This is a genomic window from Photorhabdus cinerea (assembly GCF_011189575.1).
Classification (GTDB): domain Bacteria; phylum Pseudomonadota; class Gammaproteobacteria; order Enterobacterales; family Enterobacteriaceae; genus Photorhabdus; species Photorhabdus cinerea.
The window spans coordinates 84810-108005 of sequence record NZ_PUJW01000006.1 but is presented as its reverse complement, the minus strand read 5'-3'; the positions used below and the strand labels follow the sequence as shown (position 1 = coordinate 108005).

At 41.9% G+C, this 23196-nt stretch carries 24 protein-coding genes; 13 read left to right on the top strand and 11 right to left on the bottom strand.

Annotated elements, in window-relative coordinates; all coding sequences use genetic code 11:
• Window positions 1-173 precede the first annotated feature (173 nt).
• From rfaD to rfaC, 3 genes are read left to right on the top strand one after another with little or no spacing between them, the layout of a single operon-like run.
• On the top strand, window positions 174-1112 hold the full coding sequence (gene rfaD, locus C5469_RS07495; protein WP_166304481.1) for an ADP-glyceromanno-heptose 6-epimerase: 939 nt from the start codon (window positions 174-176) through the stop codon (window positions 1110-1112).
• A 10-nt stretch (window positions 1113-1122) separates the two neighbouring features.
• Window positions 1123-2175 carry an ADP-heptose--LPS heptosyltransferase RfaF gene (rfaF, locus tag C5469_RS07490; RefSeq protein WP_166304478.1) on the top strand — a complete coding sequence of 351 codons (1053 nt, stop codon included), beginning with the start codon at window positions 1123-1125 and terminating at the stop codon, window positions 2173-2175.
• A complete protein-coding gene (gene rfaC, locus C5469_RS07485; RefSeq protein ID WP_166304475.1) occupies window positions 2175-3140 on the top strand; it encodes a lipopolysaccharide heptosyltransferase RfaC in 966 nt (321 codons plus the stop codon). Before rfaF ends, rfaC begins: the two co-directional genes overlap by 1 nt.
• Window positions 3141-3559: 419 nt before the next feature.
• Here rfaC and C5469_RS07480 read toward each other — a convergent pair whose 3' ends face one another.
• Window positions 3560-4531, bottom strand: coding sequence for a polysaccharide deacetylase family protein (locus C5469_RS07480; protein WP_166304472.1), 972 nt, complete (start codon window positions 4529-4531; stop codon window positions 3560-3562).
• Between the two features lie 214 nt (window positions 4532-4745).
• On the opposite strand from C5469_RS07480, the gene rfaQ reads away from it, so the two are divergent.
• From rfaQ to coaD, 6 genes are all read left to right on the top strand, one after another.
• Entirely contained in the window at window positions 4746-5810 is a 1065-nt protein-coding gene (rfaQ, locus tag C5469_RS07475) for a putative lipopolysaccharide heptosyltransferase III (protein ID WP_166304470.1), read from the top strand.
• Entirely contained in the window at window positions 5807-6937 is a 1131-nt protein-coding gene (locus tag C5469_RS07470) for a glycosyltransferase family 4 protein (protein WP_166304467.1), read from the top strand. The genes rfaQ and C5469_RS07470 overlap by 4 nt, the downstream gene beginning before the upstream one ends.
• Window positions 6934-8046 carry a glycosyltransferase gene (locus C5469_RS07465; RefSeq protein ID WP_166304464.1) on the top strand — a complete coding sequence of 371 codons (1113 nt, stop codon included), beginning with the start codon at window positions 6934-6936 and terminating at the stop codon, window positions 8044-8046. The genes C5469_RS07470 and C5469_RS07465 overlap by 4 nt, the downstream gene beginning before the upstream one ends.
• A gap of 100 nt (window positions 8047-8146) precedes the next feature.
• Complete coding sequence (gene waaA / locus C5469_RS07460) at window positions 8147-9424, top strand: lipid IV(A) 3-deoxy-D-manno-octulosonic acid transferase (RefSeq protein ID WP_166304461.1); 1278 nt, start codon at window positions 8147-8149, stop codon at window positions 9422-9424.
• Entirely contained in the window at window positions 9425-10192 is a 768-nt protein-coding gene (locus C5469_RS07455) for a glycosyltransferase family 2 protein (protein ID WP_166304458.1), read from the top strand. It begins immediately after the preceding gene.
• 5 nt (window positions 10193-10197) lie between these two features.
• Window positions 10198-10680, top strand: coding sequence for a pantetheine-phosphate adenylyltransferase (gene coaD, locus C5469_RS07450; RefSeq protein WP_166304455.1), 483 nt, complete (start codon window positions 10198-10200; stop codon window positions 10678-10680).
• Between the two features lie 70 nt (window positions 10681-10750).
• On the opposite strand, the gene mutM is transcribed toward coaD, so the two are convergent.
• Window positions 10751-11560 carry a bifunctional DNA-formamidopyrimidine glycosylase/DNA-(apurinic or apyrimidinic site) lyase gene (gene mutM / locus C5469_RS07445; RefSeq protein ID WP_166304452.1) on the bottom strand — a complete coding sequence of 270 codons (810 nt, stop codon included), beginning with the start codon at window positions 11558-11560 and terminating at the stop codon, window positions 10751-10753.
• Window positions 11561-11674: 114 nt separating this feature from the next.
• Here mutM and rfaL point away from each other — a divergent pair, with 114 nt between their 5' ends.
• Complete coding sequence (gene rfaL, locus C5469_RS07440; RefSeq protein WP_242689411.1) at window positions 11675-12898, top strand: O-antigen ligase RfaL; 1224 nt, start codon at window positions 11675-11677, stop codon at window positions 12896-12898.
• Window positions 12899-12955: 57 nt separating this feature from the next.
• On the opposite strand, the gene C5469_RS07435 is transcribed toward rfaL, so the two are convergent.
• The 7 genes from C5469_RS07435 to radC all read right to left on the bottom strand — a co-directional run bounded on the left by C5469_RS07435 (window position 12956) and on the right by radC (window position 19073).
• Window positions 12956-14131 (bottom strand): glycosyltransferase family 4 protein, encoded by a 1176-nt coding sequence (locus C5469_RS07435; RefSeq protein ID WP_166304446.1) that lies wholly within the window; start codon window positions 14129-14131, stop codon window positions 12956-12958.
• Window positions 14131-15234 (bottom strand): glycosyltransferase family 4 protein, encoded by a 1104-nt coding sequence (locus C5469_RS07430; protein WP_166304443.1) that lies wholly within the window; start codon window positions 15232-15234, stop codon window positions 14131-14133. The genes C5469_RS07435 and C5469_RS07430 overlap by 1 nt, the downstream gene beginning before the upstream one ends.
• Window positions 15231-16241, bottom strand: a complete 1011-nt coding sequence (locus C5469_RS07425) for a glycosyltransferase family 9 protein (RefSeq protein ID WP_166304440.1) — start codon at window positions 16239-16241, stop codon at window positions 15231-15233. Before C5469_RS07425 ends, C5469_RS07430 begins: the two co-directional genes overlap by 4 nt.
• Window positions 16242-16428: 187 nt before the next feature.
• Window positions 16429-17550 (bottom strand): glycosyltransferase family 4 protein, encoded by a 1122-nt coding sequence (locus tag C5469_RS07420; protein WP_166304437.1) that lies wholly within the window; start codon window positions 17548-17550, stop codon window positions 16429-16431.
• 174 nt (window positions 17551-17724) lie between these two features.
• A complete protein-coding gene (gene rpmG, locus C5469_RS07415) occupies window positions 17725-17892 on the bottom strand; it encodes a 50S ribosomal protein L33 (protein ID WP_010847629.1) in 168 nt (55 codons plus the stop codon).
• An 11-nt stretch (window positions 17893-17903) separates the two neighbouring features.
• The gene (gene rpmB, locus C5469_RS07410; RefSeq protein WP_004265123.1) at window positions 17904-18140 is read right to left on the bottom strand and encodes a 50S ribosomal protein L28; all 237 of its coding nucleotides are present in this window, start codon (window positions 18138-18140) and stop codon (window positions 17904-17906) included.
• A gap of 240 nt (window positions 18141-18380) precedes the next feature.
• Window positions 18381-19073 (bottom strand): RadC family protein, encoded by a 693-nt coding sequence (gene radC, locus C5469_RS07400; RefSeq protein WP_166304435.1) that lies wholly within the window; start codon window positions 19071-19073, stop codon window positions 18381-18383.
• Between the two features lie 196 nt (window positions 19074-19269).
• On the opposite strand from radC, the gene coaBC reads away from it, so the two are divergent.
• From coaBC to slmA, 3 genes are all read left to right on the top strand, one after another.
• Window positions 19270-20487 (top strand): bifunctional phosphopantothenoylcysteine decarboxylase/phosphopantothenate--cysteine ligase CoaBC, encoded by a 1218-nt coding sequence (gene coaBC / locus C5469_RS07395; protein ID WP_166304432.1) that lies wholly within the window; start codon window positions 19270-19272, stop codon window positions 20485-20487.
• Window positions 20465-20923 carry a dUTP diphosphatase gene (gene dut / locus C5469_RS07390; protein WP_166304430.1) on the top strand — a complete coding sequence of 153 codons (459 nt, stop codon included), beginning with the start codon at window positions 20465-20467 and terminating at the stop codon, window positions 20921-20923. Before coaBC ends, dut begins: the two co-directional genes overlap by 23 nt.
• A gap of 112 nt (window positions 20924-21035) precedes the next feature.
• Window positions 21036-21635, top strand: coding sequence for a nucleoid occlusion factor SlmA (gene slmA / locus C5469_RS07385; protein WP_166304427.1), 600 nt, complete (start codon window positions 21036-21038; stop codon window positions 21633-21635).
• A gap of 58 nt (window positions 21636-21693) precedes the next feature.
• Here slmA and pyrE read toward each other — a convergent pair whose 3' ends face one another.
• Both pyrE and rph read right to left on the bottom strand, forming a co-directional pair.
• Window positions 21694-22335 carry an orotate phosphoribosyltransferase gene (pyrE, locus tag C5469_RS07380; RefSeq protein WP_166304424.1) on the bottom strand — a complete coding sequence of 214 codons (642 nt, stop codon included), beginning with the start codon at window positions 22333-22335 and terminating at the stop codon, window positions 21694-21696.
• A gap of 98 nt (window positions 22336-22433) precedes the next feature.
• Window positions 22434-23147, bottom strand: a complete 714-nt coding sequence (rph, locus tag C5469_RS07375) for a ribonuclease PH (RefSeq protein ID WP_166304422.1) — start codon at window positions 23145-23147, stop codon at window positions 22434-22436.
• Window positions 23148-23196: the final 49 nt, after the last annotated feature.

Genomic DNA, 23196 nt, shown 5'->3' with positions numbered 1-23196 from the left:
GACGACACTACCAGGCAGATAATATTAACTTTGCTGTACACGTCACGTCATGCAAACTGAATTACCATATTATTTCAGTATATCCCCCTGCTTAAGCTACTGTCCTCAAAAGTGTTAGATGTTATTATAGGAGCCGTTTGCTTCATTTAACCCTATTGATAGAGGTGAGTCCGATGATCGTTGTTACTGGCGGTGCTGGATTTATTGGCAGCAATATTGTCAAGGCACTGAATGACGAAGGATATAAAGATATTCTGGTCGTAGATAATTTAAAAGATGGTACTAAGTTCGCTAATCTGGCTGACCGGGATATTGCTGATTACATGGATAAGGAAGAGTTTATTGTTAGTATCCTAGCCGATGATGATTTAGGTGATATTGACGCTATTTTCCATGAAGGCGCTTGTTCATCCACAACCGAGTGGGATGGCAAATATATGATGGATAATAACTATCAATATTCAAAGGAGTTATTGCATTATTGTCTCGATCGTAAAATTCCTTTCTTGTACGCCTCTTCAGCAGCAACCTATGGTGGCCGTAGTGATAACTTTATTGAAGAGCGTCAATATGAGAAACCACTTAATGTTTATGGTTACTCTAAATTTCTGTTCGACCAGTATGTCCGGGAGCTTTTGCCTCATACTGATTCACAGATTTGTGGTTTCCGTTATTTCAATGTGTATGGACCACGCGAAGGTCACAAAGGCAGTATGGCCAGTGTTGCATTCCATCTGAACAATCAAATCAATCAGGGACAAAACCCGAAATTATTCGTCGGCAGTGAAAACTTTCAACGTGACTTTATTTATGTTGGTGATGCCGCTGCCGTTAACCTGTGGTTCTGGAAAAACGGTGTTTCTGGTATCTATAACTGTGGGACTGGTCGCGCTGAATCTTTCCAAGCGGTTGCAGATGCAGTTGTTGAATTTCATAAAGATAAATCGCCGACCGTTGAACATATTGATTTTCCTGAGCATTTGAAAGGCCGTTATCAAAGCTTCACTCAAGCAGATCTAACTAAACTCCGTGCAGCTGGTTATGACAAGCCATTCAAGACAGTTGCCGAAGGAGTGACGGAATATATGCATTGGCTCAATCAGGATAAGTAATCTATTCGCTATGAAAATATTGGTGATCGGCCCTTCGTGGGTGGGTGACATGATGATGTCACAAAGCCTTTACCGAACATTAAAGGCTTTGTACCCTAATGCAGAAATTGATGTTATGGCTCCAGCCTGGTGCCGCCCACTGCTGGCAAAAATGCCGGAGATCAATCAGGCATTAGCAATGCCATTAGGCCATGGTGCACTGGCATTAGGTGAACGTCGTCGGCTTGGTGTTGTACTACGTGAACATAAATATGATCGCGCTTATGTGCTACCAAACTCTTTTAAATCTGCGTTAGTTCCTTTCTTCGCCAATATTCCTCTGCGTACCGGCTGGCGTGGTGAAATGAGATATGGATTGCTCAATGATATTCGTATACTGAATAAAGAAGCTTTTCCGTTAATGGTCCATCGCTATGTCGCATTAGCCTATGATGCAAAGCAGATAAGCAGTGCAACGGATCTCCCTCACCCCTTACTGTGGCCTCAGCTGGATGTCACTGATGAAGATATCGCAGAATCTACCGCAGCATTCAACATTTCTGATCACCGACCGATTATCGGTTTCTGCCCCGGTGCAGAGTTTGGTCCGGCGAAACGTTGGCCACACTATCATTACGCTGCATTAGCTCAACAGCTTATTACGCAAAAGGGATATCAAATTCTGCTGTTTGGCTCTACTAAGGATCACGAAGGTGGAGAAGATATCCGCAAGTCACTGACGGAAGAAGCCCGTGAATACTGTATCAATCTTGCCGGACAAACATCTCTTGAACAAGCAGTCAATATTATCGCTGCTTGTGATGCTGTTGTGACTAACGATTCCGGTTTGATGCATGTTGCCGCAGCACTTAATCGCCCTCTCGTTGCACTTTATGGCCCAAGCAGTCCAGATTTTACCCCACCATTATCTGATAAAGCAGAAGTTATCCGTCTGATTACTGGTTATCACAAGATCAGAAAAGGTGACAGTGCACATGGCTATCATCAAAGTCTTATCGATATCCAGCCAGAGCAGGTGATGGCTTCTCTGGAAAAATTATTAAAAACGGAGAATCAGGATTAATGCGGGTTTTACTGGTTAAAACTTCTTCCATGGGAGACGTACTCCACTCTCTCCCTGCACTTACCGATGCAGAAAAAAACCTGCCTGATGTTCGTTTTGATTGGGTGGTGGAAGAAGGCTTTGCACAAATCCCGGGTTGGCACAGTGCAGTTGATCAAATTATTCCTGTTGCTATTCGCCGCTGGCGTAAAAGCTGGTTTAGTAAAGAAACCTGTACAGAACGCCGTTTATTTAAAGAAACACTAAAATTAAATCACTATGATGCCGTTATTGATGCTCAAGGGTTATTGAAAAGCGCATTTCTAGTCACTCGATTAGCTCATGGCCCCAGACATGGTTACGACCGTAAAAGTATCCGAGAACCGTTGGCAAGCTTCTTTTATGATTTCCGTCATTCAGTCGGCAAGCAACAACACGCCGTAGAGCGTATCCGGGAATTATTTGCAGTCAGCCTTGGTTATAGCAAACCGACAAAACAAGGTGATTATGGCATTGCTCGCCATTTTTTAAAGCAGCAACCGGAAAACCCAAACGATTATCTGGTTTTTCTCCATGCTACTACCCGCGACGAAAAACACTGGCCAGAAAGTCACTGGCGCCAACTTATTACTGAAATTCAGCCAACAGGTATGCGAATTAAACTCCCCTGGGGAGCAGAACATGAGTATCAACGTGCACTGAGACTGGCAGAATGTTTCCCCCACGTGGAGGTACTGCCAAAACTGACTTTAGCGCAAATAGCACAGGAACTGGCTGGTGCAAAAGCTGTTGTTTCTGTTGATACCGGTCTGAGTCACCTCACTGCAGCACTGGATCGCCCTAATATTACGTTGTTTGGCCCGACAGATCCGGGCCTGATTGGGGGCTATGGCAAGGAACAGATGTCTTTGAAAGCAGAAGATGGAGATATCAAAAGTATTACTCCATCGAAGGTGTTAGCTCATCTTCAGAAAAGTATTGGCTGATTACCGCGAGTCTAAGGCGTTTCTGGTAGGCGCCTGATTTTTAATAATTAACTGAAAGTAAGTAATTTGCAGCAAATGCTCTCTCATACTATCTATTCTCATACTATCTATCTATTCTCATATTCAAATGTTAAGAAAATCTGTTCCCAATTAAAGACTTGAATCATTTTTAAACCATATTCCTCTATTAATACAGTTATATATCCTTCATCTTTCAAGTTGCTGCTTTCACTTACCCCAGTCACATCGTTATCTATGCTCCCGGGGATGCGTTCACTTGCCACCGCGCTGCAATTTGAAATCTATTGGGTATAGTAAATAAGTTATATTGCATAAGAACTTCATTTCTTAATGAAATAAACTCTGATTTAAGTCCGTGTTATCTGCATCAAACCTTAGCATCTTTAATCATGTTAATTTTATCCTCTTAACCATGATGGCTTCTTTAATTGGTAATACTCAGCCAATGTCATTCCTTGAACCTGTGGTTTTAGATAGTTAAATAATCCCTCTAAATCCTGATAAAGACGCTCAATTTGTTCCTCATCTTTAAATATCGGGCTACCACCTGGCATAAATTCAGAGGAATGCAGCATAAACTCAATATAATCACTACCTTCTGCCAATGTTTGCTGAACAACTTTTTTCATTTGTTCCAGATTACCCCCTTTTGGCCGCAACCAGTTAACAGATGGAGAACGCTGTTTGCCACGTAAGCTATCATATTTCTGCTTAAGGAAATTCATCAACGGTGGATGCTTATATTGAATACTCATTGGTACCTCTAGCAAAGAAGATTCTCCTCGCTTAGAAATATCCTGTAAATCCATAAAATAGGCATAAGATGGAAAGTGACCATAATCAGTTCCACCATTGCCATTAGGATCGCCTTTTGTGAAGCTCCAATTAACTTTTGGCGTTACAGAACAGTCGACTTGATAACCATATTCCACTAACAACTCCGCATAATATTCATTAAATGCCCAGCGTCCTGCCCGATGACTTAACATTTTAGTTTGTAATTTATCTTCTAATAGGTTAGTCATCAGATGAACCTTCGCTCTGATTTGCTCTTTCGGAAACTCAATCAAATAAGGCTTATAGCGCATATCATCGTCGGTAAGAGGAACCAGCGGTGGACTATTCCAGGCATGTAAATGCATGCCAATTTCACCCTGACCTCTGACAATCACATCTTTAGCAAAGTCGATGTATAAGTCATCCATTGCCATCTCATAGTTCGTTAGCCAAACAGGTTTAAAACCAAAACGTTCGCATAGATCCTGAAATCTTGGCAAATAATGCGTATTCTCTGTCGAAATCTGACTGTGGTTTCGCCACAAGTCATCACCTTCAGTATCAATAGTGATAATAAATGCTGGTAAAATCATCAGAATCATGCCTAAAACATAACCAAATTTGTGGCTTTATAGTACGCAGGTCAGTACCATAGCGCAATTAACTTATCATTAAGTGGTAATTTTATGTATGCTTCATTTAATTCTGGAACTGGATCGCATTATTTACTTAAACAGGAATAGAGAGTAGCGCCCCCCATGCCCCTCTATTAAGATTATTATATTGATAATTTGTAGAATAAATATAATGGCAAATAAAACTGGCAATTTTCAACGAATTCTAGTGATAAAACTCCAACATCATGGAGATATGCTATTAATCACTCCAGTAATTAGCACATTAAAAAATCATTATCCAGAAGCCGAAATCGATATTTTGCTTTATCAAGAAACTCAGCCAATGTTAGAAAATTCTCCCGATATCTCCCATATTTTTGCCATTGACCGAAAATGGAAAAAATTGGGAGCGAAATCACATCTCAGTTATGAATGGCAGTTACTTAAAAAATTACGAAAACGTCATTATGATTTAGTTTTGAATCTGGCAGACCAATGGCGAAGTGCATTTATCACTTTATTCACCGGCGCACCAATTCGTTTAGGTTTCGATTATCCCAAACGGCAGAACTGGAAATGGTATCTCTGCTATACTAAAGTCATTAATACAGAGCAACACCATTCAATGCATACTGTAGAGCAAAATCTTTCCATTCTGAATCCTCTGAATTTATCCTCATTTATGATTAATGTGAAGATGAATTACAGTGAAAAAGACTTAATCTGGGTAAAAGAAACTTTGGCTCAACACTCTATTGGGCAAAAATATATTGTTATTCAGCCGACGTCCCGATGGTTTTTTAAATGCTGGGACGAAAAGAAAATGGCAGAAATAATAACATCATTAAAAAATGACGGCAGGCAAGTTATCTTAACATCAGGCCCAGATGAACAAGAGATAGCAATGATAAATAATATATTATCGTATTGTTTCGATAAAAACATAATATCTCTAGCCGGACAATTAACTTTACCCCAATTAGCTGCACTCATTGACCATGCCCAGCTACTGATCGGCGTTGATTCTGTTCCTATACATATGGCAGCCGCTTTAAGCACTCCTTGTATTGCACTCTTTGGTCCATCCAAACTAACATTTTGGCGACCATGGCAAGCGATTGGTGAGGTTATTTGGGCTGGAAATTATGGTAGACTGCCCGACCCTGATGATATTGATACCAATACCCAGAAACGGTACCTGAACTTGATCCCAACAGAAGCTGTTATTTCTTCAGCAAGGAGGCTCCTCTTATGAAACATCTGCGTCTGGCTATCATTCGTCAGAAATATCGCCCCGATGGAGGAGCCGAACGCTTCGTTTCAAGGGCACTGGAGGCTTTGAGTAATCAGCAATTAGAGCTGAATGTTATAACTCGATCCTGGCAAGGAGAAACTAACCCAAACTGGCATCTCCACTTATGCAATCCGATTAAATTAGGCCGAATTAGCCGAGAAAGAGGCTTCGCCAAAGCCGCTCGTTCTCTCTGGCAACAAGAAAAATTTGATTTAGTCCAAAGCCATGAAAGGATTGCTGGCTGTGATATTTACCGGGCAGGTGATGGGGTTCATCGCCGCTGGTTGTTGCAACGGGCAAAAATTTTACCCAAATGGCGAGCGAAGTGGTTGTTGAACGATCGCTATCATCGTTATGTTATGAATGCAGAAAAAGAGATGTATTCAGCACCTGAACTCAAAAAAGTCATTTGTAATGCTGAAATGATCAAAAAAGAATTGATAGAAGATTTTAACCTTACCGAAGATAAGATTTCTGTCATCTATAACGCCATCGATCACAAAAAATTTTACCCTGCAAACGAGCAAACTCGGTTACAACTGCGGAAAAAAAATCACATTCCACTCAATACCAAATGCTTAATTTACGTTGGTTCTGGGTTTGAACGGAAAGGATTAGCCGCCGCAATTAAAGCTATTGCAAGAACGGGTAATTATTTGTTAGTTATCGGCAAAGATAAAGAGCAAAAAAAATATTTAGCACTGGCAAATTCCTTAGGGTGCAACGAACGAATCCGTTTTATGGGATTACAAAAACAAACTCTTCCTTTTTACCAGATGGCAGACGCTTTATTACTGCCAACATTGTACGATCCATTTCCAAATGTCATTCTTGAAGCGATGGCCTGCGGTTTACCGGTTATCACCAGTACGACTTGTGGCGGTTCCGAATTTGTCATTCAAGAAAAAAATGGTTTTATTTGTGACGCTCTTGACATTAGTAAACTCACAGAAGCGATTCAATGTATACCGGATGACATTTTGGGTAGCAAAATGTCATCCGAAGCAAGAAACCGAATTCTGAATTCAACACCCGAAAATTTATCACAGCAACTTATTCATCTTTATCAACGAGTATTGGCACAGTGAAAGAACATATCCTTTTTATTATCGATGGATTACCTGGTGGGGGCGCAGAAAACGTCACACTCAGGCTCGCCAATGGATTACATCAATCTGGTTATCAAATCTCCATCCTTTCACTCGACACCAGACTGGCTTATACCATCCCTGACGGGATTAATTACCTTGTCGATACTGATCATTACCAAGGCCCCTTAAGAAGACTCAATGAGCTTAATCGCAGAGCTAAATCTATGGACAAAGTTTTACAGAAACTTTTCCAAGAAAAAAGTAAACCAGCTCTTGTAATCTCTAATCTGCACAAAACTGACAGAATTGTTGTTAAATCAAAAGTCCTGGCTGATTGTAATATCTGGCATTGCATTCACGGTATCTTTTCTCAATCTTACCTTGGTAATAAGCGCGGGCTTGCTTACTGGATAAAAAAAGAAAAAATTAAAAAAACCTATAAAAATAGGCAGCTTGTTTGTGTCTCTGATGCAGTAGGTGATGATTTAAAAACAAATATTTCTCTGCAACCAGCAGAAATACTAACTATTTACAATCCATTTGATTTTAAAGAAATCAAAGAAAAAGCAAATCAAGACAATCCTTACCATGGAATAGAATATTTGCTACATGTTGGTCGTTTTCATGTAGTTAAACGCCATGACCGTCTTCTGGAAGCTTTTGCTAAAGCTGAACTTCCCTGTAAGTTACTGATCGTTGGTCAAGGGGAAGAACAAGCTGAATCAGAGATTAAACAGAAAATCAGTGAGCTTAATCTTACCAATAAAGTTATCTTAGCTGGCTTTCACGCTAATCCTCTACCTATTATTCGTGAAGCAAAAGCCGTCGTTATCAGTTCAGATAGTGAAGGCTTGCCAACGGTTCTGATTGAAGCATTAATCTGTCACACACCAATTGTCAGCACTATATGCCCCGGTGGTGTCAGTGAGATTATGACGGGTGAATTAACACAATATTTATCTCAGCTCACGCCTGACTCGTTAGCTGAAAAAATGCAATTGATCTATAATCATCCCCCTGTAATTACTGAAGATATGTATAAAAAGTTTGATAGTGACCATATACTACAACAATATATGTCACTGATAGATAAACGCAGCTTTTAAGACCTCAACCGTATCTATCTCATACAGATATGCATTTTCACACTTTCCTTGAAGCAGTGTGATACTATTGGCGCTAATTTATATAAATGAATTTGATAGAATGTTATTGCGTTTATATCAGGTACTTCTCTACCTCATCCAACCTCTGATTTGGTTGCGTTTATTACTTCGCAGCCGCAAGGCCCCTGCTTACCGCAAGCGCTGGGGTGAACGTTACGGTTTCTGTGCAGGTAAAGTTGCCGCTGGGGGCATCCTGCTTCATTCAGTTTCCGTTGGTGAGACGTTGGCTGCAATCCCTTTGGTCAGAGCTTTGCGTCATCACTACCCCTTCTTACCAATTACCGTGACTACGATGACGCCCACGGGTTCAGAGAGAGTACTGTCTGCTTTGGGAAATGATGTTAATCACGTCTATTTGCCGTACGATCTTCCCGGTTCCATGGAGCGCTTTCTCAACCAAGTTAACCCGAAGTTAGTTATCATTATGGAAACAGAGCTTTGGCCTAATCTGATCTTCCAGCTTCATCGACGTAACATTCCTCTAGTGATTGCCAATGCCCGTTTATCTGCACGTTCTGCAATGGGATACCAAAAAATAGGCCATTTCGTAAAAACAATTTTGCACAAAATTACCTTAATTGCGGCTCAAAATCAGGAAGATGGCGACCGTTTTACTGAATTAGGTTTGAAACGCTCTCAGTTGGCTATCACCGGCAGCTTGAAATTCGATATTTCAGTAACGCCGGAACTGGCGGCTAAAGCAGTGACATTACGACGCCAATGGGCTGCCCGCCGTCCTGTCTGGATAGCTACCAGTACCCACGATGGAGAAGAAAGCATTATTCTGGATGCTCATTGCAAGTTATTAAAACAATACCCAAATCTGCTGCTGATCCTCGTACCACGCCATCCGGAGCGTTTTACTAAAGCTGAAGAGTTAACAAAGAAAGCCGGATTAAGTTATATTCTTCGCAGTTCAGGAAAAATTCCCGAAGCCAATATCCAGGTTGTTATCGGCGATTCTATGGGTGAACTGATGCTGCTCTATGGTATTGCTGATCTGGCTTTTGTTGGTGGCAGCTTGGTTGAACGTGGCGGACATAACCCGCTAGAAGCCGCAGCCCATGCCATTCCAGTGTTAATGGGTCCCCATACCTTTAACTTTAAAGCTATCTGCGCCAAATTAGATCAAGCTAATGGCCTGATTACCGTGACTAACAGCCAATCTCTGTTCACCGAAATCAATAGCTTGCTGACTGATGAAGATTATCGCTTGTACTATGGACGCCACGCAGCAGAAGTATTGCATGAGAATCAGGGTACTCTTCAACGTCTGCTTAAATTGCTGGAACCCTATCTCCCCCCACGGAGCCACTGAATGAGTAAGAGAAAACGTCTTTCCGTTGTGATGATTACCAAGAATTCAGCGGATCTGATCACAGATTGTCTGGCCTCAGTCAGTTGGGCTGATGAAATCATCGTGCTTGATTCTGGCAGTTCAGACGACACCTGCCAGATAGCACAGACAATGGGCGCAAAAATATTTTCTAATACAGAATGGCCGGGATTTGGTCGCCAGCGCCAGCTAGCCCAGCAATATGCTTCTGGTGATTATATTTTTATGATCGATACAGACGAGCGTGTAACACCAGAACTGAGAGCATCTATAGAACAAGTTCTGACCCATGCTGATAATAACAAAGTCTACAGTTGCGCCCGCCGGAATTTATTTCTTGGCCGCTTTATGAAACACAGTGGCTGGTATCCCGATAGAGTCCTTCGTCTCTATGCCCGTGATCGTTATCAATACAATGATAATCAGGTTCATGAATCGCTTGAAACCCATAGAGCCCCAGTTGTTATTTTGAAAGGAGATTTACTTCATCTTACTTGCCGTGATCTGATGGAATTTCAGGGAAAACAGCTGAATTACGCTAAAGCATGGGCAAAACAACGTCATGAACAAGGTAAGCTGTGCAGTTATTTTTCTATTTTCAGCCATACTTTCGGCGCTTTCTTTAAAACCTGGCTGTTGCGGGCTGGCTTTCTTGATGGTAAACAGGGATTAATACTGGCTATCGTTAACGCTCAATATACGTTTAATAAGTATGTCGCGTTGTGGGAAAAGAGACAGCAACAAGGGTAAAATTGATGAAAACCAAAGCCATTTATCCCGGAACATTCGATCCTGTTACCTACGGGCACATCGATATCGTTACCCGTGCTGCGGGTATGTTCGACCACATTCTGTTTGCTATTGCCAATAGTGCCAGAAAGAATCCTGTGTTTACTCTGGATGAACGCGTTGCTATGGCGAAAGAAGTGACCTCACACCTAGATAATGTGGAAGTGGTGGGTTTTTGTGAATTGATGGCTAATTTCGCAAAGAAGCAGCAAGCCAATATTCTTATCCGAGGTCTTCGCTCAGTGTCTGATTTTGAGTATGAATGGCAGCTCGCCAATATGAACCACCACTTTATGCCTGAATTGGAGAGTGTCTTTTTGCTACCATCGCAAAATCTCTCATTTGTATCTTCATCCTTGATTAAAGATGTCGCCCGTCACGATGGCGATATTTCATCATTCTTACCAGAACCTGTTGCACAGGCAATGCTAAAAAAATTAGGTAAATAATTTTCTGAAATTATCGGGGTTAGCAAGGAGATTCCCTATCTCTACGCTTCACCCCGATATCCAGCATAAATTAATGCTGGCAATGACGGCAAAAGAAAGTGCTACGCTGCCCAAGCTTAATACTTTCTATCTTTCCACCACAAATCCGACACGACTCTCCTGTCCTGCCATAAACAAACAGTTCCTGAGCAAAATAGCCCGGTTTACCGTCAGATTGCAGGAAATCCCTAAGTGTCGTTCCCCCCTGCTCAATAGATCGTTGCAGAACCTTTTTAATCGTTTCTACCAGTAAATACACCTCACACTCAGTTAACGTATGTGCCGGGCGCTCAGGCTGAATACGGGCAGTAAACAACGCTTCATTTGCATAGATATTCCCAACCCCTACAACTAGCTTGTTATCCATTAGCCAAGGCTTAATCAACGTTTTTTTATTTCTTGATTGAGCGTAAAGATAAGCGCCATTAAAGCCATCAGTAAGTGGCTCAGGCCCCAAATGCGTCAATACTGAGCACTGATTAAGATCATTACTCCATAGCCACGCACCAAATCGTCTGGGGTCGGTATAACGCAAAACCTTGCCATCAGCCATAACTAAATCCACATGATCATGTTTCTCCGCAGGGCGTTCCTCCAACAAGATCCGCAAACTACCCGACATACCTAAATGGATAATAATCCAACCCTCTGCCAACTCAATCAGTAAATATTTAGCCCGTCGTTGAACACTGAGTACAAGCCGGTCACTCAGTTTCATAATTTCTTCCGCAACTGGCCAGCGCAACCGCCCATTTCTGACCACCGCATACTGAATTACGTTTCCTACCAGATGTGGTTCTATTCCTCTCCGGCTGGTTTCTACCTCTGGTAGTTCTGGCATGATGATAACTCCTGTATTATGTATATTGTTTCAACTCTATTACATCTCAGCAGATTAAGATAATATTTTCGTGTATCATTTCCAACCAAACTCAACAGGAATGAAAACAGATTGATGAATATATTTGACATTAAAAATCGCAACAAAAAATCATTATGGAACTTATCCATCATTGGGATTTATATAGCCCTTGTTTATCTGCCTGATATAACAAGATATAAAAATTTGGTTATAATCTTGATTGGCATTACAGCACTGACCTATCTGGCCACGGATTTTCGTCAAGTGATGCGTTCCATGCGCAATTCATTGTTCCTGTCTATTCTGTTATTCACCTTAGCAATGTTCTATTCAGTGGCGATTTCAGTCGATCCCGCATTGAGCTTTCAAGAGATGAATAAGCCCATCCTAAATGGGCTGTTACTGTTCAGTTTTACTTTTCCTATTGTATTGTACAAAGAGAATAAAGAAAGTATTGCCAAAATGATTTTATATTCATTTACTATTGGGATGTTGGCAATATGCCTGACTGATATTGGTAAATATCTTATTAACTATAGTAAGGGTGAAATGCCTTTTACCAACTTCGACCACCGGGAATTTTCTTATGGTTTTATTTTCTATTTCCCTATCTTACTCTGCACCTGGGCGTTGTGGAAAAAACATACCTTAACGAGTTGGTTGATATTGGCCGTTGCTTCCGCGATAAGCTTGTTTTTGCTATTAGGTACTCTGGCCCGTGGTGCTTGGGTAGCTGTTGCTGTTATCACTGTCTTTATTATCATTATTAATCGGGAATGGAAGCTGACCATAATGGCGAGTTTAATCCTTAGCTTTTCAGTTGTCCTTTCTCACACTACGATAATAGCTAATGAAAATACTAAATTACTATTTTGGAAGCTTACTCAAACTGATAGCAGCCATCGTTATAAAAATGGCACACAAGGGGCTGCTCTTGATTTGATTATAGAGAACCCAATTAAAGGCTATGGTTATGGCAATAAAGTCTACCATAAGGTTTACAATGAACGAGTTGCTGATTATCCAGATTGGATATTTCGTACCTCCATCGGCCCCCACAATATCTTTCTGGCATTTTGGTTTGCAGGTGGAATAATCGGTCTAATCACAACCTTACTGATGACCGTCTCCGCGCTGTATACTGGTAGCCATATTACTGCCCGTAACAGTGGTATAATAAAGCAGGCTGGCATTATTCTATTAGCTGGATTTATTGGACTATTTATTGTCCGTGGAGCTTTTGAAAATACCTACATTAATGAGATAGGCATTTTACTCGGTTTGATGATTGCACTGTATAAAAAGAAAAGCGAGTAATCAGATATCCCGGTCATATCATCAAATGACTGTATATGACCACCGTCACACCGATTATTATGCAGAAATATCCTTTGATATAGTCTGCATAATAAGTCTGGCTCGCTGATCCCAATTAAAGCGTTCTGTCACCAACATTTTTGCATAACTGATTTGTGCTTTAACTTTTTCCGGATTGACTCTCAATAACCGAATTTGCTCAGCAAAACTTTCCGCATTCTCACTGTCGGCAAAACTAACCGCATTTTCATCAACTACATCACGAATAGAAGCAAAATCAGAGATAACCACAGGTTTACCCATCGCCATATATTCGAATAATTTCAATGGTGAGGTATAACGGCTACCAATGCTGGTCTTAGTTAATGGCAACAGACAAATATCATTATCTGCAATCATCTGAAAACGTAATTTAGGTTGAATAAAACCCAGAAAATTAACTTTGTCAAAAACACCAATCTGCTGAGCAATCTGTTGTAATTGTTTAATTTGTTCTGGCTCGCCACCAGCAATATTCAGTACTGCATTTTCAAGATACATCATCGCTTCAATCGCCGTTGGAATACCTTTCCAACGATGCAAACTTCCCAGATAAAGAATCTGGGTTGGTAATTCACGGTCATTTGATACAAGTTTATCTGATAATATCGATTCCACGGCCAACATATCCACACCATCTGGTGCCACAACAATTGGTGTGCTGACACTATATCCACTGATAATGTCATCACTCAGTAACGACGTCAGAACAAAAATAACCCTAGACTGATTATAAACAAAGTGCTCGGCTTCTTTCAGTTTCTGATATTTATACTGATTTTTATTTTTACTCAAATCATGTGATTCTTTAAATGACTGAGCAAAAATTTCATGACTTTCAAAAAACAGAGGAATTTCTGGATGTTCACATAATAGATATTTTGCCATTTTCAAATTACGGGTAAAAACAGCATCTATCTTGTTCTTTTTCAACCAACAGGAAACCTGGAAATAAAACATCTTTTGAGTATTGAGCGGAAAGTACCATTTACGCCGGATATTGCGTAAAGGAACCAGTTTAGCTGATGATGGTAATGTACGCCCAAGTATCTCCTCAGCAGTAATTGTACCCTCTGGCGTAACCAAGTACACATCAGCCCCCTGACGGGCAAATGCGTCAACATTCTGTAGGATTTGTAATGATGCCACCCGATAATCTGGAACCGGATAGGGGTCGATATAGGCAATCTTCATTATTTATCTATTGCTTTCAGTAAACGATTTGCTGAATGCTCCCAGGTATACATTGTTTCAATCCGCTGACGAGCTTTCCTTCCCATATTTTGCCCTCTGTCTGTCTGGGACAATAAAACATTAACCGCATCGACAATAGCTGAAGCATCCCCTGGCGTAACCAAAATACCCGAATTATTTTCATTACCGACAACTTCAGGTATGCCTCCGATATAACTGGCAATCACAGGTCTGCCACACGCCATAGCTTCAGCAATAGTGATCCCAAACGCTTCATCACCAATACTTGGGAAAATCCCCACATCACCAGCAGCATAATATTCAGGCAATTGATCATGTCCTACCGGTGGATGGAAAGCTACCTTTTCTTCCAATCGCAGTGCTGCAACCCGTTTCTCCAAACGTTGCAGATCTTCACCTGCGCCGATAATCAACAACTTAACATCTTTATCCCGTAGCTGAGCCATTGCATCAATGGCTACATGCATACCTTTCCAGCCAACCAGACGCCCAGCAAAAGTCAACAAAAACGTTTTATCACTGATCCCAAGACGAGTTCTGACAGAAGAATCTGCTGGCCTGAATTTATTAATGTCAACACCGTTGTAAATAACCTGCGGAAATTGTTTAAAATGGTGCTGAATCTGCCAGGCATTAAAATGACTACATGCCACCCAAGCTGAAATTCTCTTACTCAGCTTCCTGTCCCCCTTGAAGAAGCTGGTACCACCGCTCATATAGCAAAACTTAGTTCGGCTCTCTTTTGGCATCATTCGTGGCCAAAAAAAATCAAACGGCTTAGTTAGAATAATCCAATCAAAATCTTCGGCAATAACAACATGGCGAGCATGGCGGGCAAATGAGTAACGTTCAACAATACGCTGAAAACGGCGACCAAGATTAATCACTTTCTCTCTGGGGATGAACGGAAAAGTATGGATCTGTATGGATCTGCCACTGAGATCTGGTTGAACATTACCAGTTCCACCAAAAATATGAATTTCATGGCCTGCATCAGTCAGTGCTTTCGCAAGCTCCCAAACTGCTGTCTGAATACCACCGTAAGACATAGTTACAGTGACATCAACTAAACCTATTTTCATCTTGTTGTTATCCCTGATGACTGAGTTTCTAGTAACTTTTGAGTTGCCTGCCAGACTTGTTCAACAGATATAACCGACATCGGGTCTTCGCGTGTGGCTTGCATATAATGAATCGGATGTTCAATAACCACCAAATGTGGATGCTGTTGAGGCGCTAAAAAACGGCCTGGGTGAAAACTGTGATACATAGCAACCATCGGGATACCTAACGCACCAGCTAAGTGTGTCGGCCCTGTATCAACCCCAACGTACAAATCAAGCTTACTCATCATTGCCGCATTCTGTCGCATTGTCAGTTTACCAGCCAGTGAAGTACATTTCTCAACACCTAGTCTTTCTGCCAGTGATTGTGCAGCAATTTCACCGTCAGTACTGCCTAATAACATAATATGCGAATGTGGATAATGGCTATAAATGTATTGAGCTAATTTATAAAAATGTTCAACTGGCCAGTCACGGTAGGCTTTTGCTGGGAAACTTTGTAACTGAAAACCAATCAGAGGTCTATTATCCAAATGATGCTGCCGCATAAAACTGTTGGCAAAATGCAATTCCTCTTCACTAACACAGTAATTCAACTGCCAGTCACTTACTTCAACCCCTATCGCACTAGCAAGCATGGCTCGTTCCTGCTGAGCTGGCATCAACTGCTCTGGCTTTTTTACCGTCAACCAATCAGGTTGCAACGAAGACTTATCTGAAAATGAAACTGTTAAGCGTGATCTACGTTTCGCATATTGCAATAAAGGCTTATCGTCGTTATATACTAAAGCTATATCATAATGTCTACGGGTAAACCAGCCACACCATTTTGCCTTGCCTTTTGAAAAAGCAGTCAGTTGATTGATATCACTTATATTTTCAAGGATCTGTTTAGTTCTTTTATGCGCCATAACATCAATATTCGCATCAGGCCACTTCTGCTTTAAAGCACGAATAACTGGCGTTACCAATAAAGTGTCACCGAAACGTGCTATAATAATGACCAGAATATTTTTGATTTGCATGAGATAATTATCTGATTAATCTGTTATAAAATTCAACAAAAGATACAATAAAACTATTTTATGTACGATTGATCGAAACAGGGTAATTTAATTAATAATCAATTAAAAGTAACTTCACATCAATGAGTTAAATATCACCCAAAACCATAGACCAAAGAATAGAGCTTAGAATAAATTGCAAAAAATGTTAATGTTTTTTATCTTTAATGCTACAAGCAAAAATCTTTTCCATTTTATCCAACATATTATCCATTCCGAATAAAGCCTTTGCACGCTCTAATGAAGAATAACTGAATTGTAAACGCAGTTCATTATTATGCATCAACAAATCTAAACTTCCTGTCAATAGCGCTGCATTTCTGGGTTCCACGATATAACCGGTTTCACCATCAATTACCGCTTCGGTAATTGCCCCCACTGAAGTTGATACGACAGGTATCCCACAAGCCATTGCCTGCATAATCCCCTGTGGCACACCTTCATTACCAAAAGAAGGTAATGCAAATAGATCCATCGCATTCAAACAATCAGGAACATCTTGCCGGTTACCCAAGAAAATGACACTGTCCGACAAACCTTCCTGCTTCACTAAAGGTTCTAGTGATTTACGTTGTGGACCATCACCAACAAATAAAAGCTGCCAGTCAGGGTATTTCTGGTGAAGAAATTGCCAACTTTCCAACAAATAGCGATGCCCTTTCCAGGTTCTCATGGTCGCAACGACACCTAATGTCGGTTTATCCTGAATCCCAATCCTCTGACGACAAACCTTCTTATCTTCTGGTCGAAAACGACCTAAATCAATGCCGGTCGGTACTGATGTCATATGCCGTAATGGATAACGATTATTTACATGCAGATGCTGACGTAGTTTTTCACCTGTAGTCGCAATATGCTGGCACGCTTTCAGATACAACCAACGGGTTGTTATTGAAGTGGATACATTGGTAGAAACATGCCTGGTTCTGACCATTGGTGGCATATGCCTTAATGTTGCACAAACCACAGCAACCAACCATGAATCTGTAGAGCTATGCGTATTAATAACATCAAACTGACGGCCTTCTTTTTTCAACCAATTACGCATAGCAAGAAAGCAAGACAAACGTTTTTTCTCAATAGGCAAGGCGACAACCGGAACACCATAAGATTTTGCTTCGCGGTAGATATTAGAATCAGGACAGCAAATGATAACCACCTTATGCCCACGTTTTATCATCCCTTGGGATTCCGTCAGAATACGTATCTCCTGGCCTCCCCAACCACAAGAAGATTCTGTATGTAAAATATTTAGTTTTTCTTTAGCCATTTCAGTTCTATATCCAGCCTACCGGAAGGCGTTAGTATAGCGAAACAGCATTTTACGTCTACGAATAACAGGATATATATGAAATGCTGAGAAGAAAGAGTGAATATCTGTTTTAAAATTCTTCAGACAACAAAAAACCCGACCTAAGCCGGGTTTTTATCAAATCAGCCAGAATTACTTAATCTTAGCTTCTTTGTACATTACATGCTGACGAACAACTGGATCGAATTTTTTCATTTCCAGCTTTTCAGGCATAGTACGCTTGTTCTTCGTAGTGGTATAGAAGTGACCAGTACCAGCTGAAGAAACCAGCTTGATTTTATCGCGAATACCTTTAGCCATTTTTCAGCTCCTTAGTACTTCTCACCGCGGGTACGAAGTTCAGCCAGAACTGCATCAATACCCTTCTTATCAATCACACGCATACCTTTAGCAGATACACGCAGAGTTACAAAGCGCTTCTCGGACTCAACCCAGAAACGGTGGGAATGCAGGTTAGGCAGAAAACGACGCTTAGTCGCATTTAATGCGTGAGAGCGGTTGTTACCACTCATTGGGCGTTTGCCAGTAACTTGGCAGACTCGGGACATGTCTATTCTCCAAAAATCAAATCAGCTCGAGCTTTGTATTGGGTATGGCCGCCTCGTCAGGCTTAGGAGCCCATCTCAGCAAATTCTACTGAAAAGACTCACATTTACTCAGAAAATGTGCTGAGATAGGCTCTTCTCGCCAAACCAAAGATCCTCAAAGGTGGCGTAGTATACGCCCTCAATCGCTGACGCTCAAGTCCCGCACAACTAAAGATCCCCAAGGATCTTGAAAAAGTTAGACTAAATCCATCCCCGTTCAGCAAATGAGACACAACATTGTCGGCCAATAACAAGATGATCCAGTACCTGTATGCCAACCAGATTACAGGCATCAATGATTTTATCAGTGACAATCTTATCCGCTAAGCTGGGTTCTGCATGACCTGATGGATGATTATGTGCCAAGATAATGGATGAAGCATTCACCTTGATCGCCGATCTGACAATTTCACGAGGATGAACTTCAACTTTATTGATTGTGCCTTTAAACATCTCCTCATGGCAGATAACTTTATTTTGATTATTGAGAAACAACACAACAAATATTTCCCTGTCACGCCCTGATAATAAGTTTTGCAAATATTCTCTGGTTACACTTGGGCTACTCATAATATCTTCATGTATGAACTGGCTGGAGAAAAAACGCTTTGCCAGTTCTGCAATGGCTTGCAGTTGCGCGTATTTAGCTAATCCCATTCCTTTATGAGAACAGAAAGTGTCATAATCAGCAGAGAGTACATGGTATAGAGACCCAAACTCTTTCAGCAGAAATTCAGCCATCCGTAAAACAGGAAGACCTCTAGTTCCGGTACGCAGAAAAATAGCCAGTAACTCAGCATCTGTCAGAGAAACCGAGCCATACGCCAGCAATTTTTCTCTAGGAGCTAAATTCGAATATATTTCTTCTGTATTTTCAGCAACATTAACTTCCATATATTCATCTCTCGGCTCTGTTTCATCTGATACAAGCAGTATTCCATGCCGTAAAAATAAGCGCGAATGTCATAATCAAGAGCTGCGTAGCCGCTCGCAAACTTACCTTTTTTTACTATCAAAACTCAGACTATCCTCAACTCTGTAATCTCTTGTGATAAAATCCAGAGCCCTTGCAACTTATATTCGGACAATCATGATGGCAGGACTTTCCGGCAAGCAGATTGTGCTCGGTATCAGCGGAGGGATAGCCGCTTACAAAACTCCCGAGTTAATACGCCGTTTGCGTGATCGCGGTGCGCAGGTACGTGTAGTGATGACACCAGCAGCAGAAGCATTTGTTACCCCACTGACATTGCAAGCAGTTTCCGGTTACCCCATTTCTGACGACCTATTAGACCCAGCAGCAGAAGCCGCTATGGGGCACATTGAACTTGGCAAATGGGCTGAACTCATTATCCTTGCCCCTGCTACTGCGGATTTACTCGCTCGCTTGGTGGCAGGTATGGCTAACGATCTGTTAACAACTGTCTGTCTGGCTTCCTCAGCCCCCATTGCTGCGGTTCCTGCGATGAATCAGCAAATGTTTCGTGCTCAAGCAACACAACATAATCTCAAGATTCTTGAAGAACGGGGAGTTCTCCTGTGGGGCCCAGACAGTGGCAACCAAGCTTGTGGTGACGTTGGCCCTGGTAGAATGCTGTCCCCAATGGCAATTGTCGAACTGGCCGAACAACATTTTCAAGCAAGCCAGGATTTAGCTCACCTAAAACTTGCTATTACCGCTGGGCCAACTCGTGAAGCGCTGGACCCAGTCCGTTTTATCAGCAATCACAGCTCCGGCAAAATGGGATTTGCTATCGCCCAAGCTGCCGCGACACGCGGTGCGGAAGTCACGCTTATCACAGGCCCTGTTCATTTACCAACACCACCGGGTGTCAAGCGAATCGACGTAACCAGTGCCTTAGAAATGAATGAACAAGCACAGATAGTAGCCGGTTCACAGCACATTTTTATTGGTTGTGCTGCCGTTGCAGATTACCGCGCTAAACAAATTGCTACAGAAAAAATTAAAAAACAGGGTGATGAGGTCACTTTCACCTTGATTAAAAACCCGGATATTGTTGCTAATGTGGCGACAATGCAAGAAAACCGCCCTTTTGTAGTAGGATTTGCAGCAGAAACCCAGAATGTGGAAGAATACGCACGCAAAAAACTGAACCAAAAACATTTGGATCTAATTTGTGCGAATGATGTATCCCTTACTGGCCACGGCTTTAACAGCGATACTAATGCATTACATTTGTTCTGGCATGAGGGAGAAATCCGCTTACCTCATAGTAATAAATTATTACTCAGCCACCATTTATTAGACGAGATAGTCAGACGCTATGATGAAAAAAATCGACGTTAAAATCCTTGACCCACGTATCGGGAAGGAATTTCCCCTGCCAACTTATGCCACTCCTGGTTCTGCCGGTTTAGATTTGCGGGCTTGCCTTGATAAGGCGGTAGAATTGCCTCCTGGACAAACTGAACTTCTTCCGACCGGGCTTGCCATTCATATTGGCGATGAACAACTGGCAGCCGTTATTCTGCCTCGTTCTGGCCTTGGACATAAACATGGCGTCGTTTTGGGTAATCTGGTTGGCTTGATTGACTCCGATTATCAAGGCCAACTGATGGTTTCTGTCTGGAACCGTGGTGATAAAGTTTTCACTATCGAACCAGGCGAACGCATCGCTCAAATGGTTTTTGTACCTGTCATTCAAGCTGAATTTAATCTGGTAGAAGATTTTGAAACCAGCGAAAGAGGCAGCGGTGGTTTTGGTCATTCCGGTCGCCAATAACTCTCTGTAAAACCTAATACCGTTCACCCATTATCATATCCTTTGCTCAAAGTATCTTTGAGCAAAGGATCATTGGTTTGTTTTGCTGTTCTTAGCAGGGGTCTTATCCGATATGGCAGAAAACGAAAATATGAAAAAAAGAAACAGGCGCGAGGAAATCTTGCAGGCTTTAGCGCATATGTTACAGTCCAGTGATGGTAGCCACCGGATAACCACCGCTAAACTGGCCGCCAATGTGGGTGTTTCCGAAGCCGCACTCTACCGGCATTTTCCCAGTAAAACCCGGATGTTTGACAGTCTGATTGAGTTTATTGAAGACTCATTAATTTCACGGATTAACCTGATTCTGAAAGACGAGAAAGATACCATTGCCCGTATTCGCCTGATATTAGCCCTGATTCTAGGTTTCTCAGAAAAAAACCCGGGGCTGACTCGTATCATGACAGGCCATGCTCTAATGTTTGAACAAAACCGGCTACAAGAGCGTATAAATCAGTTGTTTGAACGAATTGAAGTACAGCTCCGTCAAGTTTTGAAAGAGAAAAAATTACGTGATGGGCAAGGTTTCAGTTATGATGAGTCGCTGTTAGCCGCCCAATTACTAGCATTTTGTGAAGGGATGCTATCACGCTTTGTCCGCTCAGAATTCCACTATCGTCCAACACAGGAATTTGAAGCGCGCTGGCCATTATTACGGGCTCAGTTACAATGATTTATTCTACTACTCACCCCGCCCGTTATTGGGCGAGGGCTTTTTTTAAAACTGACTATCAAATACCATACTGCTCACGATACGCTTCCACTGCATCCAAATGCTCTTTCATTTCTGGCTGACCACCTAAATAATTAATCAAATCATTCAAGGTAATAATGGAAGACACTTTGCAGCTGTAATCTCTTTCAACTTCCTGAATTGCCGAAATTTCACCATTCCCACGTTCCTGACGATCAAGACAAATCATCACACCGGCAAGAGTCGCACTATGCTGCTTAATAATTTCCATAGATTCACGGATAGCCGTGCCCGCAGTAATAACATCATCAACCAATACGACATTGCCTTTAAGTGGACTACCGACTAAAGTCCCACCTTCACCATGATCTTTAGCTTCCTTGCGGTTAAAACAATATGGCATATCAATATCATGGCGCTCTGCCAGTGCAACCGCCGTTGTTGTTGCGATTGGGATACCTTTGTAAGCAGGTCCGAACAACAAATCACATTGAATACCACTATCCAACAATGCTGCCGCATAAAAACGCCCGATTAACGCCAAATCACGCCCGGTATTAAACAGCCCGGCATTAAAGAAATACGGGCTTTTTCGTCCTGATTTCAGGGTAAATTCCCCAAACTTTAATACCTGTTTTTTTAACGCAAGCTCGATAAATTCGCGCTGATAGGCTTTCATTGGTGTCTCTCCTCTCTACTTAGCTCTAATTATCCGCCATACAACAGCATACAACAGGCACAAAAAAGGCGACTTTTACGTCACCTTGATCAACTGAATTATTTTAAAGCAGTTCTCTGCGCTGCAAAAATGGTCTCTAGTCCCCCTTTAGCAAGGGACAATAAGGACAACAACTCATCATGACTGAATGGCTCGCCTTCCGCAGTACCTTGCACTTCAATCATCCGACCATCTTCCATCATCACAACGTTCATATCAGTTTCAGCCGCTGAATCTTCCACATATTCCAAATCGCAACGACCTTCGCTCTCCACGATACCAACAGAAACCGCAGCAACCATTGATTTCAGCGGATTCTCTTTCAATTTGCCTGCTTCAACCATTTTATTCAGCGCATCAACCAGCGCTACACAAGCACCAGTAATAGAAGCAGTACGGGTACCCCCATCAGCCTGAATGACATCACAATCCAGAGTAATGGTATATTCACCCAATTTTTTCAGATCAACAGCGGCACGCAGTGAACGGGCAATCAGACGCTGGATTTCCATTGTACGTCCTCCCTGTTTGCCTCTCGCTGCTTCACGAGCATTTCGGCTGTGGGTAGAGCGCGGTAACATGCCATACTCAGCCGTAACCCAACCCTGTCCTTGACCTTTCAAGAAACGGGGAACACCTTCTTCAACGGATGCATTACATAACACCTTGGTATCTCCAAACTCCACCAGAACCGAGCCTTCCGCGTGTTTAGTGTAATGACGAGTTATAGTGATAGGACGCACTTGCTCTGCCGCTCTTCCTGCTGGGCGCATAGTGTTATCTCCGTTGTTAAATCATTATTGGGGGCGCATTATACGGCCT

Excerpts from the sequence above, each read along its gene's own strand:
- C5469_RS07430 (WP_166304443.1), bottom strand. The coding sequence starts at position 15,234 with ATGAAAATAGGTTTAGTTGATGTCACTGTAACTATGTCTTACGGTGGT.
- mutM (WP_166304452.1), bottom strand. The coding sequence starts at position 11,560 with ATGCCAGAACTACCAGAGGTAGAAACCAGCCGGAGAGGAATAGAACCA.
- rfaL (WP_242689411.1), top strand. The coding sequence starts at position 11,675 with ATGAATATATTTGACATTAAAAATCGCAACAAAAAATCATTATGGAAC.
- rfaF (WP_166304478.1), top strand. The coding sequence starts at position 1,123 with ATGAAAATATTGGTGATCGGCCCTTCGTGGGTGGGTGACATGATGATG.
- radC (WP_166304435.1), bottom strand. The coding sequence starts at position 19,073 with ATGGAAGTTAATGTTGCTGAAAATACAGAAGAAATATATTCGAATTTA.
- C5469_RS07425 (WP_166304440.1), bottom strand. The coding sequence starts at position 16,241 with ATGCAAATCAAAAATATTCTGGTCATTATTATAGCACGTTTCGGTGAC.
- slmA (WP_166304427.1), top strand. The coding sequence starts at position 21,036 with ATGGCAGAAAACGAAAATATGAAAAAAAGAAACAGGCGCGAGGAAATC.
- coaBC (WP_166304432.1), top strand. The coding sequence starts at position 19,270 with ATGATGGCAGGACTTTCCGGCAAGCAGATTGTGCTCGGTATCAGCGGA.
- rfaC (WP_166304475.1), top strand. The coding sequence starts at position 2,175 with ATGCGGGTTTTACTGGTTAAAACTTCTTCCATGGGAGACGTACTCCAC.
- rph (WP_166304422.1), bottom strand. The coding sequence starts at position 23,147 with ATGCGCCCAGCAGGAAGAGCGGCAGAGCAAGTGCGTCCTATCACTATA.
- dut (WP_166304430.1), top strand. The coding sequence starts at position 20,465 with ATGATGAAAAAAATCGACGTTAAAATCCTTGACCCACGTATCGGGAAG.
- coaD (WP_166304455.1), top strand. The coding sequence starts at position 10,198 with ATGAAAACCAAAGCCATTTATCCCGGAACATTCGATCCTGTTACCTAC.
- C5469_RS07420 (WP_166304437.1), bottom strand. The coding sequence starts at position 17,550 with ATGGCTAAAGAAAAACTAAATATTTTACATACAGAATCTTCTTGTGGT.
- waaA (WP_166304461.1), top strand. The coding sequence starts at position 8,147 with ATGTTATTGCGTTTATATCAGGTACTTCTCTACCTCATCCAACCTCTG.
- rfaD (WP_166304481.1), top strand. The coding sequence starts at position 174 with ATGATCGTTGTTACTGGCGGTGCTGGATTTATTGGCAGCAATATTGTC.
- rfaQ (WP_166304470.1), top strand. The coding sequence starts at position 4,746 with ATGGCAAATAAAACTGGCAATTTTCAACGAATTCTAGTGATAAAACTC.
- rpmG (WP_010847629.1), bottom strand. The coding sequence starts at position 17,892 with ATGGCTAAAGGTATTCGCGATAAAATCAAGCTGGTTTCTTCAGCTGGT.
- C5469_RS07455 (WP_166304458.1), top strand. The coding sequence starts at position 9,425 with ATGAGTAAGAGAAAACGTCTTTCCGTTGTGATGATTACCAAGAATTCA.
- C5469_RS07480 (WP_166304472.1), bottom strand. The coding sequence starts at position 4,531 with ATGATTTTACCAGCATTTATTATCACTATTGATACTGAAGGTGATGAC.
- pyrE (WP_166304424.1), bottom strand. The coding sequence starts at position 22,335 with ATGAAAGCCTATCAGCGCGAATTTATCGAGCTTGCGTTAAAAAAACAG.
- rpmB (WP_004265123.1), bottom strand. The coding sequence starts at position 18,140 with ATGTCCCGAGTCTGCCAAGTTACTGGCAAACGCCCAATGAGTGGTAAC.
- C5469_RS07435 (WP_166304446.1), bottom strand. The coding sequence starts at position 14,131 with ATGAAGATTGCCTATATCGACCCCTATCCGGTTCCAGATTATCGGGTG.
- C5469_RS07470 (WP_166304467.1), top strand. The coding sequence starts at position 5,807 with ATGAAACATCTGCGTCTGGCTATCATTCGTCAGAAATATCGCCCCGAT.